General features: G+C 70.9%; 12 protein-coding genes and 1 tRNA gene. 7 read left to right on the forward strand and 6 right to left on the reverse strand.

Annotated elements, in window-relative coordinates; translation table 11 throughout:
* Nucleotides 1-12: 12 nt before the first annotated feature.
* The 3 genes from otsB to ABFJ78_RS06050 form a co-directional block, all read right to left on the reverse strand.
* Nucleotides 13-2,544: a trehalose-phosphatase gene (gene otsB / locus ABFJ78_RS06040; protein ID WP_436384688.1), complete on the reverse strand. Its 2,532-nt coding sequence runs from the start codon at nt 2,542-2,544 to the stop codon at nt 13-15.
* 131 nt (nt 2,545-2,675) lie between these two features.
* Complete coding sequence (locus tag ABFJ78_RS06045; protein WP_436384690.1) at nt 2,676-4,115, reverse strand: alpha,alpha-trehalose-phosphate synthase (UDP-forming); 1,440 nt, start codon at nt 4,113-4,115, stop codon at nt 2,676-2,678.
* An 82-nt stretch (nt 4,116-4,197) separates the two neighbouring features.
* Complete coding sequence (locus ABFJ78_RS06050) at nt 4,198-5,691, reverse strand: threonine/serine ThrE exporter family protein (protein WP_436384691.1); 1,494 nt, start codon at nt 5,689-5,691, stop codon at nt 4,198-4,200.
* Nucleotides 5,692-5,859: 168 nt separating this feature from the next.
* On the opposite strand from ABFJ78_RS06050, the gene ABFJ78_RS06055 reads away from it, so the two are divergent.
* Together ABFJ78_RS06055 and ABFJ78_RS06060 are read left to right on the forward strand one after the other, a co-directional pair.
* Nucleotides 5,860-5,932 (forward strand) — tRNA-Thr (locus ABFJ78_RS06055).
* Nucleotides 5,933-6,086: 154 nt separating this feature from the next.
* On the forward strand, nt 6,087-6,359 hold the full coding sequence (locus ABFJ78_RS06060) for a DUF1883 domain-containing protein (protein ID WP_436384693.1): 273 nt from the start codon (nt 6,087-6,089) through the stop codon (nt 6,357-6,359).
* Nucleotides 6,360-6,381: 22 nt separating this feature from the next.
* Here the strand turns inward: ABFJ78_RS06060 and ABFJ78_RS06065 are convergent, their stop codons facing one another.
* A complete protein-coding gene (locus tag ABFJ78_RS06065) occupies nt 6,382-6,573 on the reverse strand; it encodes a hypothetical protein (protein WP_436384694.1) in 192 nt (63 codons plus the stop codon).
* Between the two features lie 154 nt (nt 6,574-6,727).
* Nucleotides 6,728-7,069, reverse strand: a complete 342-nt coding sequence (locus ABFJ78_RS06070; protein ID WP_436384695.1) for a hypothetical protein — start codon at nt 7,067-7,069, stop codon at nt 6,728-6,730.
* A 330-nt stretch (nt 7,070-7,399) separates the two neighbouring features.
* Here ABFJ78_RS06070 and ABFJ78_RS06075 point away from each other — a divergent pair, with 330 nt between their 5' ends.
* Both ABFJ78_RS06075 and ABFJ78_RS06080 read left to right on the forward strand, forming a co-directional pair.
* The gene (locus ABFJ78_RS06075) at nt 7,400-8,095 is read left to right on the forward strand and encodes a hypothetical protein (protein WP_436384696.1); all 696 of its coding nucleotides are present in this window, start codon (nt 7,400-7,402) and stop codon (nt 8,093-8,095) included.
* 59 nt (nt 8,096-8,154) lie between these two features.
* Complete coding sequence (locus ABFJ78_RS06080; protein ID WP_436384698.1) at nt 8,155-8,844, forward strand: hypothetical protein; 690 nt, start codon at nt 8,155-8,157, stop codon at nt 8,842-8,844.
* Between the two features lie 60 nt (nt 8,845-8,904).
* On the opposite strand, the gene ABFJ78_RS06085 is transcribed toward ABFJ78_RS06080, so the two are convergent.
* Nucleotides 8,905-10,113 (reverse strand): pentapeptide repeat-containing protein, encoded by a 1,209-nt coding sequence (locus ABFJ78_RS06085; RefSeq protein ID WP_436384699.1) that lies wholly within the window; start codon nt 10,111-10,113, stop codon nt 8,905-8,907.
* A 139-nt stretch (nt 10,114-10,252) separates the two neighbouring features.
* On the opposite strand from ABFJ78_RS06085, the gene ABFJ78_RS06090 reads away from it, so the two are divergent.
* From ABFJ78_RS06090 to ABFJ78_RS06100, 3 genes are read left to right on the forward strand one after another with little or no spacing between them, the layout of a single operon-like run.
* Entirely contained in the window at nt 10,253-11,074 is an 822-nt protein-coding gene (locus ABFJ78_RS06090; protein ID WP_436384700.1) for a CPBP family intramembrane glutamic endopeptidase, read from the forward strand.
* A complete protein-coding gene (locus ABFJ78_RS06095; protein ID WP_436384701.1) occupies nt 11,071-12,240 on the forward strand; it encodes a sensor histidine kinase in 1,170 nt (389 codons plus the stop codon). Before ABFJ78_RS06090 ends, ABFJ78_RS06095 begins: the two co-directional genes overlap by 4 nt.
* On the forward strand, nt 12,237-12,881 hold the full coding sequence (locus ABFJ78_RS06100; RefSeq protein ID WP_436384702.1) for a response regulator: 645 nt from the start codon (nt 12,237-12,239) through the stop codon (nt 12,879-12,881). The genes ABFJ78_RS06095 and ABFJ78_RS06100 overlap by 4 nt, the downstream gene beginning before the upstream one ends.
* Nucleotides 12,882-13,074 lie beyond the last annotated feature (193 nt).

Below are 13,074 nucleotides of genomic sequence, written 5' to 3' on the forward strand. Positions count from 1 at the left end.
AGACCGAAAGGGCTAACTGGCCGCCAGCAAGTTGGCGCACCGGATCAGCCCGATGTGGGAATAGGCCTGCGGATGATTGCCGAGGGACCGTTCCGCGATGGGGTCGTACTGCTCGGGCAGCAGCCCCGTCGGGCCGGCGGCCGCGACGATCTGGTCGAACAGCTCCTGCGCCTCGGTGCGCCGCCCGGTGAGCAGGTACGCCTCGATCAGCCACGCCGCGCAGATGTGGAACCCGCCCTCACCGCCGGGAAGGCCGTCGTCGCGGCGGTAACGGTACACAGTGGACCCACTGCGCAGCTCCGCCTCGATCGCGGTCACCGTCTGCTGGAACCGCTCGTCGGCCGGGTCGATCAGGCCGGTCAGCCCGACGAACAGCGACGCCGCGTCGAGGTCCGTGCCGTCGTAAGCCGTGGTGAAGGCCTGGACCTCGTCGTTCCAGCCGTGCGTGAGGACATCGTGCTTGATTTCCTCGCGCAATCCCTGCCAGTTGCCGGGGATCTCGCGGCCGTACTGCTCGCCGAGCTTGATCGCGCGGTCGATGGTCACCCAGCACATGACGCGGGAGTAGACCCGGTGGCGCGGCACGTGCCGCTCCTCCCAGATCCCGTGGTCGGGCTCGTTCCAGCGCCGCGTCACGGCTTCCGCCATCGCGCGGACCAGCTGCCAGTCTTCGTCGCGCAGGTCGCTGCGCGCCGCGGCCAGCGTGCCGACCAGCTCGACGACCGGGCCGAAGACGTCCAGCTGCACCTGGTGGTTCGCCAGGTTGCCGACGCGAACCGGGCGAGAACCGGCATAACCGGGCAGCGATTCGATGACCGCTTCGGCGCCGATCACGCTGCCCGCCAAGGTGTACAGCGGGTGCAGCCGCTCCGGGCCGGCCAGCGTGGCGAGCACGCCGTGCAGCCACCGCAGGTAGCCCTCGGCCTCCTCGATCGAGCCCAGGTGCACGAGCTCCCGCACGGTCATCGCGGCGTCGCGGATCCAGCAGTAGCGGTAGTCCCAGTTGCGGACGCCGCCGATCTCCTCCGGCAGCGACGACGTCGCCGCGGCGAGCACGCCACCGGTGTCGGTGTTGACCAGGCCGCGCAGGGTCAGCGCCGAACGCAGCACCAGGTCGGTCTGCACGGTCGGGAGCTGCAGCTTCGACGTCCACTCGCTCCAGTAGCGGCCGGCGCGGTCGCGTCGCTCCACTTCGGACAGTTCGTGCGGGCCGAGGTCGGTGGTGCCGCAGCGCAGCTCCAGCACGACCGGCTGGGTCGGCGTCGGCTGGACCAGCGCGCTGGCGGTGTCGTGCAGGCCGTCGGAGGTGAGGGTCCACTCGACGCCCGGCGAATAGAGCACGAACGGCTCGGACGTGCCGAGCACCCGCAGGCCGTTTTCGACGATCTCCAGCTTCACCGGCACGCCGCCGAACTCGGGGCGCGGCGCGAACTTGACGCTCGCCACCGCCTCGCCCGAGATCACGCGAACGAGATCGGTCCGGTGCTGGGGGCTCTCCGGCTCGAGGTAGTCGGTGACCAGCAGGCGCGACCAGCGCGTCTCGACCGTCATCGTGTTCGGCAGGTAGCGCTGGCCAAGCGGCAGGCCGTTGCGGTGCGGCTTGATGGAGAAGTGGCCCGCGCCCTCGCCGCCGAGCAGGTCGGCGAACACGGCGGGCGCGTCCGGGCCGGGGTGGCAGAGCCAGGTCAGCTTCGCGTCCGGCGTCAGCAGCGCGACCGAACGCTCGTTGGCCAGCATCGACAGCCGCTCGATCGGCGGCGCCGACTCGCCGTAGAGCCAGTTGCGCCGCTCTTCCAGCAGGAAGCCGAGCACCAGCGCGACGTCCACGGTGTCCGGCACCCGGAAGCCGGCGAGCGTCTCGCCGTCGCCGACCTTGATGCCCAGGTCCGGGCCGGACAGGCGGGCGAAGGCCTTCTCGTCGGTGACGTCGTCGCCGAGGAAGATCGCCGCGGTCGCGCCGACCTGGTGGCGCAGGATGTCGAGCGCGCGGCCCTTGTCCGTCTGGACGACCGCGAGCTCGACCACCTCCTTGCCGTCGGTGGTCGACACACCCTCCCATGTGGACGGTCCGGAGTGGACGGCCGCGAGCACGCGGCGCCCGGCCTCGTGCTCGGCGCGGCGCACGTGCACGGCGATGCTGGCCGGCTTGACCTCCAGCGACACGCCCGGGACGTCCAGCACGAGCTGCTCCAGCTCGGCCTCCAGCCGCCGGTGCAGGTCGCGCGCCTTCTCGTCGAGGGCGTGGATGAAGCCGATGTCGAACTCCGAGCCGTGGCTGCCGACGAGGTTCACCTCGGAGGGCAGCCGCGACAGCGTCGCCAGGTCACGCAGGGCGCGGCCGGAGATGACCGCGGTCGTCGTCTCGTGCAGCCCGGCGAGCGATCTGAGGGCGCCCACGGACTCCGGCAGCGGACGTGCCTCGTCCGGGTTGAGGGTGATGGGTGCCAGCGTGCCGTCGTAGTCGCAAGCGACCAGCAGGCGCGGCGTGCGGGCGATCTGGACGATCGCACGCCGCAGCTCGGCGGGCAGGGCCTCGGCAGTCAACACTCCTCCTCAGGAGCTCGTGCATGGGGTCGGGGGGACAAGTGAGGATTATTCAGCCGTCGGCCGCCGCAAGCTACAGCCGGTGCACCGGCTGCGGCCCGTTGCGGCGGCCTAACCCGAATAACCCTCAGTCAGTCGACCGCCTCCGTGCCCAAGGCCTGGAGGAACGAGCGCGCCCATCGGTCGACGTCATGAGTGAGGACCTGGCGACGCATGGCGCGCATCCGGCGACGGCCCTCGGCCGGGTCGAGCGTAATGGCAGCTACCAAAGCGTCCTTCACCCCGTCCAGGTCGTGCGGGTTGACGAGGAATGCGCTAGAGAGCTCGGCGGCCGCGCCGGCGAACTCCGACAGCACCAGCGCGCCCCCGAGGTCGTGCCGGGCGGCAACGTACTCCTTGCAGACGAGGTTCATGCCGTCACGCAGCGGCGTCACGACCATGACGTCCGCCGCGGTGAAGAAGGCGGCCAGCTCGGTGCGGTCGACCGATTGGTGCAGGTAGTGCACGACCGGGTGGCCGACGCGGGAGAACTCGCCGTTGATCCGGCCGACCATCTGCTCGATCTCGCCGCGCATCCGCTGGTAGTGCTCGACGCGCTCGCGGCTGGGGGTGGCGAGCTGGACGAACGTGACGTCGTCCGGCTGCAGCCTGCCCTCGTGCAGCAGCTCGTGCAGCGCCTGCAGGCGCAGGTCGATGCCCTTGGTGTAGTCGAGGCGGTCGACGCCGAGCATCACGATCTTCGGGTTGCCGAGGTCGCGCCGCAGCTGCGCGGCGCGCTCCTGGACGCCCTTGGTCCGGGCGAGGTTGTCGAGGCCGGCGGCGTCGATGGAGATGGGGAAGGCGCCGACCCGGACGGTCCGGTCGCCGACCTGCATGGTGCCCGGCCGCGACCGGACGCCGACCGCGCCGCGCGTCGACTCGAGGCCGATCAGCTGGCGGCACAGCCAGAGGAAGTTCTGCGCGCCGCCGGGGCGGTGGAAGCCGACCAGGTCGGCGCCGGTGAGGCCGCGGATGAGCGCGGCGCGCCACGGCATCTGCATGAACAGCTCGACCGGCGGGAAGGGGATGTGCAGGAAGAAGCCGATGCGCAGGTCCGGTCTCAGCTCGCGCAGCATCGCCGGCACCAGCTGCAGCTGGTAGTCCTGGATCCAGACGGTCGCGCCCTGGGCGGCGACGTCGGCGCTGGCCTTCGCGAACCGGCGGTTCACCTTGACGTAGCTGTTCCACCACGCCCGGTCGAACACCGGGCGCTCGACGACGTCGTGGTAGAGCGGCCAGAGCGTGGCGTTGGAGAAGCCCTCGTAGTAGTCGCGGACCTCGTCGGCGCTGAGCGAGACGGGGTGCAGCACCAGGCCGTCGTCGTCGAACTCCTCGACGTCGACGTCCGGGATGCCCGGCCAGCCCACCCAGGCGCCCTTTCGCGACCGCAGGAACGGCTCCAGCGCGGAGACGAGCCCACCCGGGCTGGCCGTCCAGCGGCGTTCACCGTCCGACGTGCGTTCGAGGTCCACCGGTAGCCGGTTCGCCACTACGACGAAGTCGGCCTGGTTCCCGTTCTCCTTGTCACTCACAGCTGCTGCTCCTCGCGTCCTGGGTCGCGGCCCCAGAGTGAAACCCTATCGCGTGAGCGATGAACAGCCGGTGACCGCAGCGTTACTCCAAGCTTCGTTCGGTCGGTTCGAGCGGACCAGCCATGCGTGGTCCGGCGAACCGCCGCTCGAGCCTGCCCAGGCCGGTCCGCACCGGCTGGGCGAGCCATTCCCCGAGTACCACGCCCGCTGCCAGCGCAAGCCCGATTGCGACGGCGGTCATGAGCGTCGAGATGTTGCCACTGGGCTCGACCCCGATCTGATACAGACCACGGTAGGTCGAGAGGCCCGGAAGCAGCGGAGTGATCCCGGACACGGCGACCACCAGTGGAGTAACGCCGAGTCGCCGCGCGAGCACGCCCCCGCAGAACCCGACGAGCGTCGCGGCGATCGCGGACGAGCTGACACCGTCCAATTGGGCGAGCATCAGCGACCCGTAGACGGCGGCCCCGATCCCTCCGGCGGCCGCGGCGACCAGCATCGCGCGCATCTTGGAGTAGCTGGCGAGCGCGAAGCAGCCGGCGGCGCCGGCCCCGCCGAGCACGACCATCGGCAGCTGCAGCGCGGTCGACGTCGGCACGTCCGGCAGCGGGGTGCGCGGCAGGCCGAGCATGACGGCGATCCGCAGGGCGAGCACGACCCCGGCGATCAGGCCGGCGGACATCAGCGCGGTTTCCATGGTGCGCCCGGCGGCGGTGACGTTGTAGCCGGTGATGGCGTCTTGCACGGCGGAGACGGTGGAGAGGCCCGACAGCAGCACGGTGACCGCGGCGGCGACGACCAGCGTCGGTTTGTCGGTGGTCAGGACGTTCATGCTGACGATGGCCATGGCGGAGAGCGTCGCGACCAGGCCGCCGATGACCTGCTGGAAGAAGAAGGGCAGGCCGTAGCGGTTCACGAACCGCCCGATGCGGTCGATGACGCCGGAGATGACGAAGGCGACGAGCGCGATGTCGAGGCCGCCACCGAGCAGCAGGGTGATGAAGGCGGCGACCCCGCCCCAGGCGAGCGTCGCGACCCAGCGCGGGTAGGGGTGCGAGGCCTGCGTGATCCGCTCGAGCTCCTGCTGAGCCTGCTCGGCACCGACGTTCCCGCGGACGATCTGCCGGATGAGCTTCTCGGTCTCGGTGAGCCGGGTGTAGTCGAGGCTCCGGCTCCGCACGACGCGCAGCGCGGTGACGGGCGAGAGGTCACTGCCCCGGTGGCAGGTGACGGTGATCGAGGTGAAGATGACGTCCACCTCGCAGTGCGGCAGCCCGAGGGCGCCGGCGATGGCGATGATGGTGGCGGTGACGTCGGACGCCCCGGCGCCGCTGGCCATCTGGACCTCACCGATGCGCAGGGAGAGGTCGAGCACGAAGTTGACGGTGGCCTCGTCGGGCAGCTGAGGCCCCATGGCCTCCTCGGCGTCGACGGCGGGGAACTCGCCGGTGGGGGCCTCGAGGACGTGCCAGGGGCGGCGCTTGAGGAGGTTCGGGCGGTGGGCCCGCGGTTTCTGCTCGGGCGGTTCGAGGAGAGGCCATCTGGTCGTGCCGTGCCCGTTGCCGTCGATCTTCAAGATCCACCTCCTCGTCCTGTCGTCCTCTGGGTGCATCGACGGGGGTGTGTCCATCGTTGCAGTGGCGTTGACCACGTTGCTCCATAGTGGCCTGGAGCTGGTGATCTTGCCTCTTGACAGGGTGTCGGGGCGGGGCCGATACACTGGGGTCGGTGCCTTGGGTACCAGGCCGCTATAGCTCAGCTGGTAGAGCATCTGTCTTGTAAACAGAAGGTCAGGGGTTCGAGCCCCCTTGGCGGCTCAGAAGAAGTACCGATCGGGTCGGCTGCCGACTCGATCGGAATCTGTAACACCGCGATCTTGATGGTCGACTCTGGTGAGACGCACGTGTATTGCCCAGCCTCCGGTTGAAACAGCCGAGCGGAGGAGAGAACTCGTCTCCCCGGGGGTTTGTGATGTCCGCCGACGCAACGGTTTTCGACCTCGGGTGGCTCAAAAGAGCGACCGTCGTGCGCGTTGAACTCGATGTCATGGCGAATGTGCGGCTCATGACGAAATCCAACATCGACGCGTACAAAAAGAGAATTGCTTACCGGATGATCGGTGGGGTCGCGACGCACCGGCCGTTCGACGTCACCGTGCCGCTCGACGGCCATTGGTACGTCGCCGTGGACACCGAGGGGCTGAACGCGAGCCGGTTCCGGGCCGAGATCACCATCGTCGGGTGATCAGCGGCCCGTCCGGCGGCCGTCAGGGGACGATGAGGATCGGGTACTGGCGGTCGACCACGCAGAGGGCGTTGGTCGCCCACATCGCGAGCGAGCTGCCCACGCACCGCACCCCCGGCGTGGGTTCCGCTTGCGCGGAGGCCGTTCCGGTCGCTCCGAGGAGGACTCCCGTCGTCAGAGCCAAGGCACCGATCGTGGCAGTGATGCGTCGCATGGCGATTCTCCTGTCCTAGAGCCGGTTTCCGGTTGGTCGTGCCGCCGGGGAGTGCCCCGGGAACGGTGCGGGGAACGGATTCGCGGCCGATGGCACCGTCTCGGGTGACACCCACTGGGGGCGGGCAACCTCGGTGCCCGCCCCCAGGGATCGGTCAGTCGCCCTGGCTGGTGCCGCCGTCGGTGATCGCGCCCGCGGCGCAGTTTTCCGGGTTCTCGCCGCTCGCCTCGTGCTCGCCCGGCGACAGGATCGGCACGCCGATGCCGTTGAGCGAGTCCTGGATCGGGACCTGGACGCCGAGGACGTTGACGTTGTTGCCGCAGACGCCCGGGGTCACGTTGAGGTTGTGCAGGACGTCGGTGTTGTGCAGGTTGACCAGGCCGGCCTCGCCGAACTCGTCGCCGCCGTAGCCGGGGGTGTCGGCGGCGGCGATCCCGCCGGTGAGGAACGCGCCGGCAGCGAGGGCGGCGGTGACCAGGCCGATCTTCTTGATCATGGAGATCTCCTCGGATGAGAATGAAACGCGGAACGACGACGTGGGGGAAAGCGTCGTCGGGGGCAAGGGTGCACGCCGTCGTCGCGATTCATGCGCCGAACCCTCGATCGTGTTCCGGGAAATCGCCGAAACTCCATGGTGTTGTAGCTGAATCGGGTGAGTTCCCGCTGGTCGGCGCCGTGCTTAATCGGGGGTAATGCGAACGTGGTGAATGGCGCGTGGTTATGGTGGAGCGGCCGAATCGGCGTGATTGACCGCCGAAGGCAGACGAGTCGGTGAAACGGGCGGGAAGCGATCGTGACCAGTGGGATGCGGCGGGGAGGCGACACGGTGAACGCCGGTCGGCTCCTCGGGCGCGCGCTGGTCGTGGTCGGCGGAGCCGCCGCGGCTTGCGCGATCGCTTGGCTGACGGCCACGGCGTCGGCCAGCACCGTCACCGACGTCGCGGACGGGCCGATCGCGTCGGCCGGTTCCCTTCCCGTGGTGCGGCAGGCGGCGGCGCCCGTCTTGGACGAAGTGCGCGAGCTGTCTGGAGCAGCTGCGCACACGGCCCGGCTCGCGACCCGCGTGGTGGCTGCGGTCCCGGCCACCGTCGTCGAGGTCGGGCGCACCGCCGTGACGGCGCTGGTTCCGCCGGCCGACGGCCCGCGCGACCACGTCGAAAAGCCCGTCGCCGGTGCCGATGTCGCACGGTCCGCGGACGCTCCGCGCGCGTCGGCGAGCAGTGGCCCGCGGGAACGGTTCGCCGCCCTCTCCTCGGCGATCCCGGTTCGCGCGGCGGTGGGGAGCCAGCCGCACGCTGACCACCGGTCCGAGCACGGTGCGGGGGGACTCGACGGGCAGTCGTGGCTGCCGTCCTGCGCGGGGGCGGCCAGCGCCGGCCTCACCGCCGGTCACGACCGCAATTGCGGTGACGCGATTCAGGAAGCGGCCGCGGAACACCCGCAGCCGTCGCACCGCGAGCACGGCGTGCTGCACCGAGCCGTGGCATCGGCGGAAATCCAGCCCGGCGTCACGCCGGACTGACGCGCGCCGAACTTCCGGCCGTTTTTCCCCCCATTCTTTTTCTCGAAGGAGTATTTGTCATGCGCATTCAGACCAAGCGGACCCTGCAGATCGCACTGGTGAGCGGCGGCCTGCTGATGGTGGGCGCCGGTGCCGCTTCCGCGGACACGGTGCTGCCCGCGGCGAGCCAGCAGCGTCCCGCCCCGGCCACCGAGGCTCCCGCGCCCGCCGCGGTGCTGCACACGGTGCCGCTGCACCTGCTCCAGCACGAAGTGGCGCCGAGCACCGAGGTCACCGGCGACCTGCCCGAACACGACCTCAACGCGCCGCTCGGCAGCGAGCTGGCGGCGACCGAGCTGCCGATCACGCTGCCGCTGACGGCGACGGCGGACACGGCGCCGAACCGGACGATCACGCCGATCGACGGCGGGCTGCCGCTGCACGGGACCGTCACGACCCAGCCCCTCAACCCCACCGCGGGCACCCGGGTCACCGGCCTGAGCACGTCCGACAACCGGCGCGCGGACGCGCCCGCGGCGGGTCTCCCGCTGCTGGGCGCGCTGCTGCCGAGCGCCAACGGACTCCTCCCGACGCAGGTGCCGGCGCTCGGTGGGGCGTCCGACCTGACCTCGCTCACCGGGCTGACCAAGCTGGCCGGGAGCACACCGCTGACCCAAGGCGGGCGCTACAACACCAGCGCGGTCACGGCCCCGGTGACCCAGCACGGCCCGAGCACCCTCGAGTCGGCGACCAAGCTCCTCGGCAAGTAGCTCACCCACGTTTCAGGGCCGGAAGCGCACGCGCTTCCGGCCCTGAACGTTTTGAAAGAGTCACAGCTCCTCGTACCGCAGTTCCCGCCAGCCGCCGTCGGGGTCCGGCGCCGGCCGGTCCGTCGCGGCGACCGGTGTCCAGCCCGGTGGCCACTGCGAGCGGCTCGACGGGCGGATCCACACGTTTCGGAACATCTTCTGCCGTCGCTCGGCCGGCCAGGCGAACGTCGCGTCGTGGAAGCGCGCGCTGCCCCGGAACACCGCGCCTTCGAAGCGGACGTCCTGCTCGAAGTGCGTCTGGGTGAACCAGACGTCGGCGCGGAAGCCGGCCCCGCCGAGCCAGGCGTTGCCGAGGAACCGGGTGCCGGTGAACCGGGCCTCCTCGTGGAAGTCCGTGCCCCGGAAGCGGGCCTTGCCCTGGAACTCCGCCGTGCGGATCCGGGCGCCCTTGACGAAGGTCGCGTCGCTGAATCGCGCACTGCCGGTGAAGGTGGTGCGGTCGAAGTCGGCGCGTTCGAGGAACGCCGTGCCGCCCAGATCGGCGTCGCCGTCGAACTTCGCGTCGGTGAACTGGGCGGAGCGGACGCGGCAGCGTTGGAACTGGAACTCGAAGAGCGTCGCGCCGCGGAGGTCCAGGTCGACGTCCGGCCAGAACGCGTCGGCGTCGGAGCGGGAGTCCGAGCCCGGGCGCAGGTGCTGGGCGAGGATCCGCTGGGCGGCGATCCGCACGTGCTTTTCCTGCTCCTGGCCGGATTCGTACGGCATCCGCAGGTAGGCGCACAGCACGTTGATGACGGTGTGCCGCTGCGCCTGGTTGTTCTGCGCGAGCCGCTCCAGCGCGTACAGCCCGCCGAGCCGGACCGCGGCCTTGTCCGAACCGAGCTGTTCGACGGCCTTCGCGTAGAGCTCGGTGATCCGGCGCTCGGCGGCGTCGGCTTCGGTCGCCGCGGAAATGCGCTGCTGGTGGGCGAGGGTTTCGGCGGCCACGGCCTCGGTGTGCCGCTGGACGTGCTCCTTGTGCGCGAGATCGCGGCGCTTCTCGACGAGGTCCTGCTCGGCGGTCTGCTGCCTGCGCGCGGCCAGCAGCAGGCCCACGGCGCCACCCGCGCCGAGCACGATCGTGCCGACGGTCCGGATCGCCTCCAGCCCGAGGCCGTACACGGAGAGCAGCGGCCACCCGATCCCGGCCGCGACCACCACCAGTCCGGCCGCGCACCAGGCGATCACGCGGTTCGACAGCACCTTGCCGGGCGTCACGTCGTCGTCCATGCGGCCATCTTCGCGAATTTGTCCCCCGCGCGAGCTACGGGCAACTGTCCACTCCACGGTGACGTTCCGCGGCGCCGGAATCCTTAGCGTTCTCCTCGGCCGCGGCGCCCCTGCCGCGGGTTCTCGCTAAGGAGTCGTCGTGCGACTGTTCTTGCAGCTCGTCACCGTCGCGGTCGTCGCCCTCGCCGGCGGCCTGGTCGTCAGCGCCGTGCAGTGGAACACGCCGCTCACCCTCGTCCTCGGGCTCGGCAGCGCCGCGCTCGCCGTGTTCGCCTACCGGTGGATCGTCCGCAGGACCGAGGACCGCGTTCCGGCCGAAATCACCAAGAACAACGCGGCTCTCGGGCGCGGGCTGGTCATCGGGTTCGGGCTCTTCGCCTGCGTCATCGGGAACATCGCCCTCGTCGGCGGCTACGACGTGCTCGGCTGGGGTTCCGTCGGCGGGGCCCTCGCGCTGTTCGGGTTCAGCGCGGCCGCCGCCGTCACCGAAGAGCTCCTCTTCCGCGGCATCCTCTTCCGGTTCGTCGAGCGGTGGACCGGCACCTGGCTCGCGCTGACGCTCACCGGTCTGCTCTTCGGGCTCTCGCACCTCTTCAACGCCCACGCCACGTTCTGGGGCGCCGTCGCCATCGCCGTCGAGGCCGGGGGCATGCTCGCCGCCGCCTACGCCGCCACCCGGACCCTCTGGCTGCCGATCGGGCTGCACTTCGCGTGGAACTTCGCCGAGGGCGGGATCTTCGGCACCGGGGTCTCGGGCACCGACGCCCCCGACGGCCTGCTCCACGCCGTCACCTCCGGCCCGGCCGCGCTCACGGGCGGGGAGTTCGGGCCCGAGGCGAGCCTCTACTCGGTGGTCGCCGGCGTCGTCGCGACGGCCGTCTTCATGGTGCTCGCCCGCCGGCGTGGTCACATCGTTCCGCTCCGCGGACGCACGGCCGCGACCGCTACTGTCGTCGCGTGATCGACCTCTGGCGGCGGCTCGACGTCCTGGTCCGGGACCTCGCGCTCGCGCTGCTGATCGGCGGCCTGGCGCTGATCCCGGCCCTCGACGGCCACGGCACGCAGGTCGGCGACCTGCCGACGCGGCCCATGGACGCGCTGGCCTTGGTGGTGATCGCCGTCGAGAGCCTGCCGCTGGCCCTGCGGCGGCGGTGGCCGGCCGTCAGCCTCGCGCTCGTGTCGGCCGGCTTCGCCGCCGACCAGCTTTGGGGCTACCACACGGTGGCGGGCACCGCGCTGCCGATCGCGCTGATGAGCACGGCCGCCCACCTGGAACGCTTCCGGTGGACGACCGTGGCCGTCGCTTCGGCGGCGTACGTCCCGCTCGCGTTCGCGCTCTCCCGGCACGGATCGGCCGAGGGCGTCACCGGGTTCGTGACGTTCTACCTGGCGCTCGCCCTCGCGTGGGGCATCGGCGCGTGGCTGCGGCAGTCGCGCGCGGCCGAGGCGGTCCAGCGCCACCACGTCGCCGAGACGACTCGCACCGCCGAACGCACCCGCATCGCGCGCGAGCTCCACGACGTCGTGACCCACCACGTGACGGCGATGGTCGTGCAGACGGAGGCGGCGCGCTACCTGACCGCGGCGCCGGAGCGGCTCGACCAGGCGCTGACCGCGATCACCGACACCGGGCGGCTGGCGATCACGGACCTGCGGCACCTGCTGGACCTGCTCAACCCCGACTACGGCACCGAGCCGCGGACGTCGGCCGGCTCGTTGGAGACGCTCGTCGAGCAGACGCGGCGGGCGGGGCAACCGGTGGAGTTCACGGAGGTCGGCTCGCCCGCGGCGGCGGGGAGCGCGGAGGCGGTGGCGTACCGCGTGGTCCAGGAGGCGCTGACGAACGCGCTCAAGCACGCGCACGGCAGCCGCACCGACGTCCGCGTGGAGCACGGCGCTCGCGAGATCGTCGTGGAGGTGACTTCCGGGGCGCCGAAACTGTCGGTGCCGTCCGGTAGCGTGGAAAACGGGGGCGCCCCCGCGGGCCGGGCGGCGTTGCGCGGGAGCGGGCGGGGCTTGGCGGGGCTGCGGGAACGCGTCGACGTGCTCGGCGGGGAGTTCACCGCGGAGCGTCGCGAGGGCGGATTCGTCGTGAAGGCCAGGATTCCCGCGGGGAGGGCGTCGTGATCAAGGTGCTGGTCTGCGACGACCAGGCGCTGATCCGCACGGGCTTCGCGACGATCATCGACGCCCAGGCCGACCTCGAGGTGGTCGGCGAATGCGGCGACGGCCGCACGGCGGTCGACCTCGCGGGCTCGTTGCAGCCCGACGTCGTGGTGATGGACGTCCGGATGCCGGTCCTGGACGGCATCGAGGCGACCCGCCTGCTGGCCGGCGCGGGGGTCGCGCAGCCGGTGAAGGTACTGGTGGTGACGACGTTCAACCTCGACGAGTACGTCTACGAGGCGTTGCGCGCGGGCGCCAGCGGGTTCTTGCTGAAGGACGCCCCGCCGGCGCAGCTGCTGCACGGGATCCGCACGGTCGCGACCGGCGCGGCGCTGCTGGACCCGGAGGTGACGCGCCGGCTGGTGGGGAAGTACGCGGCGCGGATCCGGCCGGCTTCGTCCGCGGAAGTCGCGTTGGCGCCGCGGGAATTGGAAGTGCTGCGGTTGATCGCCGACGGGTTGTCCAACAGTGAGATCGCTGCCGCGTTGGTGATCAGCCAGGAGACCGTGAAGACGTACGTGTCGCGGATCCTGACCAAGCTGGACCTGCGGGACCGGGTGCAGGCGGTCGTGTACGCGTACCGCACCGGGCTGGTCAGTTAATGCGTTGACGCCGTTCGGCCGGTCGGGTGATGATGTTTTTCATGCGAGAACACAATCTTCGAAGGCTCCTCGTGCTGGCGTAGTACGCCGCCACGTCAAGGAGCCGCCCGTCGAGCAATCGATCCGGGCGGCTTTTTTGTGCCTTTTTCCTGCGCTCGTCTTCGCCGCGGATGCGGTGGACGCGAGCGCGCCC

The sequence above is a fragment of the Amycolatopsis sp. MEPSY49 genome (assembly GCF_051337345.1).
Taxonomy (GTDB): Bacteria; Actinomycetota; Actinomycetes; order Mycobacteriales; family Pseudonocardiaceae; genus Amycolatopsis.

Excerpts from the sequence above, each read along its gene's own strand:
- ABFJ78_RS06080 (WP_436384698.1), top strand. The coding sequence starts at position 8,155 with ATGCGCATTCAGACCAAGCGGACCCTGCAGATCGCACTGGTGAGCGGC.
- ABFJ78_RS06070 (WP_436384695.1), bottom strand. The coding sequence starts at position 7,069 with ATGATCAAGAAGATCGGCCTGGTCACCGCCGCCCTCGCTGCCGGCGCG.
- ABFJ78_RS06065 (WP_436384694.1), bottom strand. The coding sequence starts at position 6,573 with ATGCGACGCATCACTGCCACGATCGGTGCCTTGGCTCTGACGACGGGA.
- ABFJ78_RS06060 (WP_436384693.1), top strand. The coding sequence starts at position 6,087 with ATGTCCGCCGACGCAACGGTTTTCGACCTCGGGTGGCTCAAAAGAGCG.
- ABFJ78_RS06085 (WP_436384699.1), bottom strand. The coding sequence starts at position 10,113 with ATGGACGACGACGTGACGCCCGGCAAGGTGCTGTCGAACCGCGTGATC.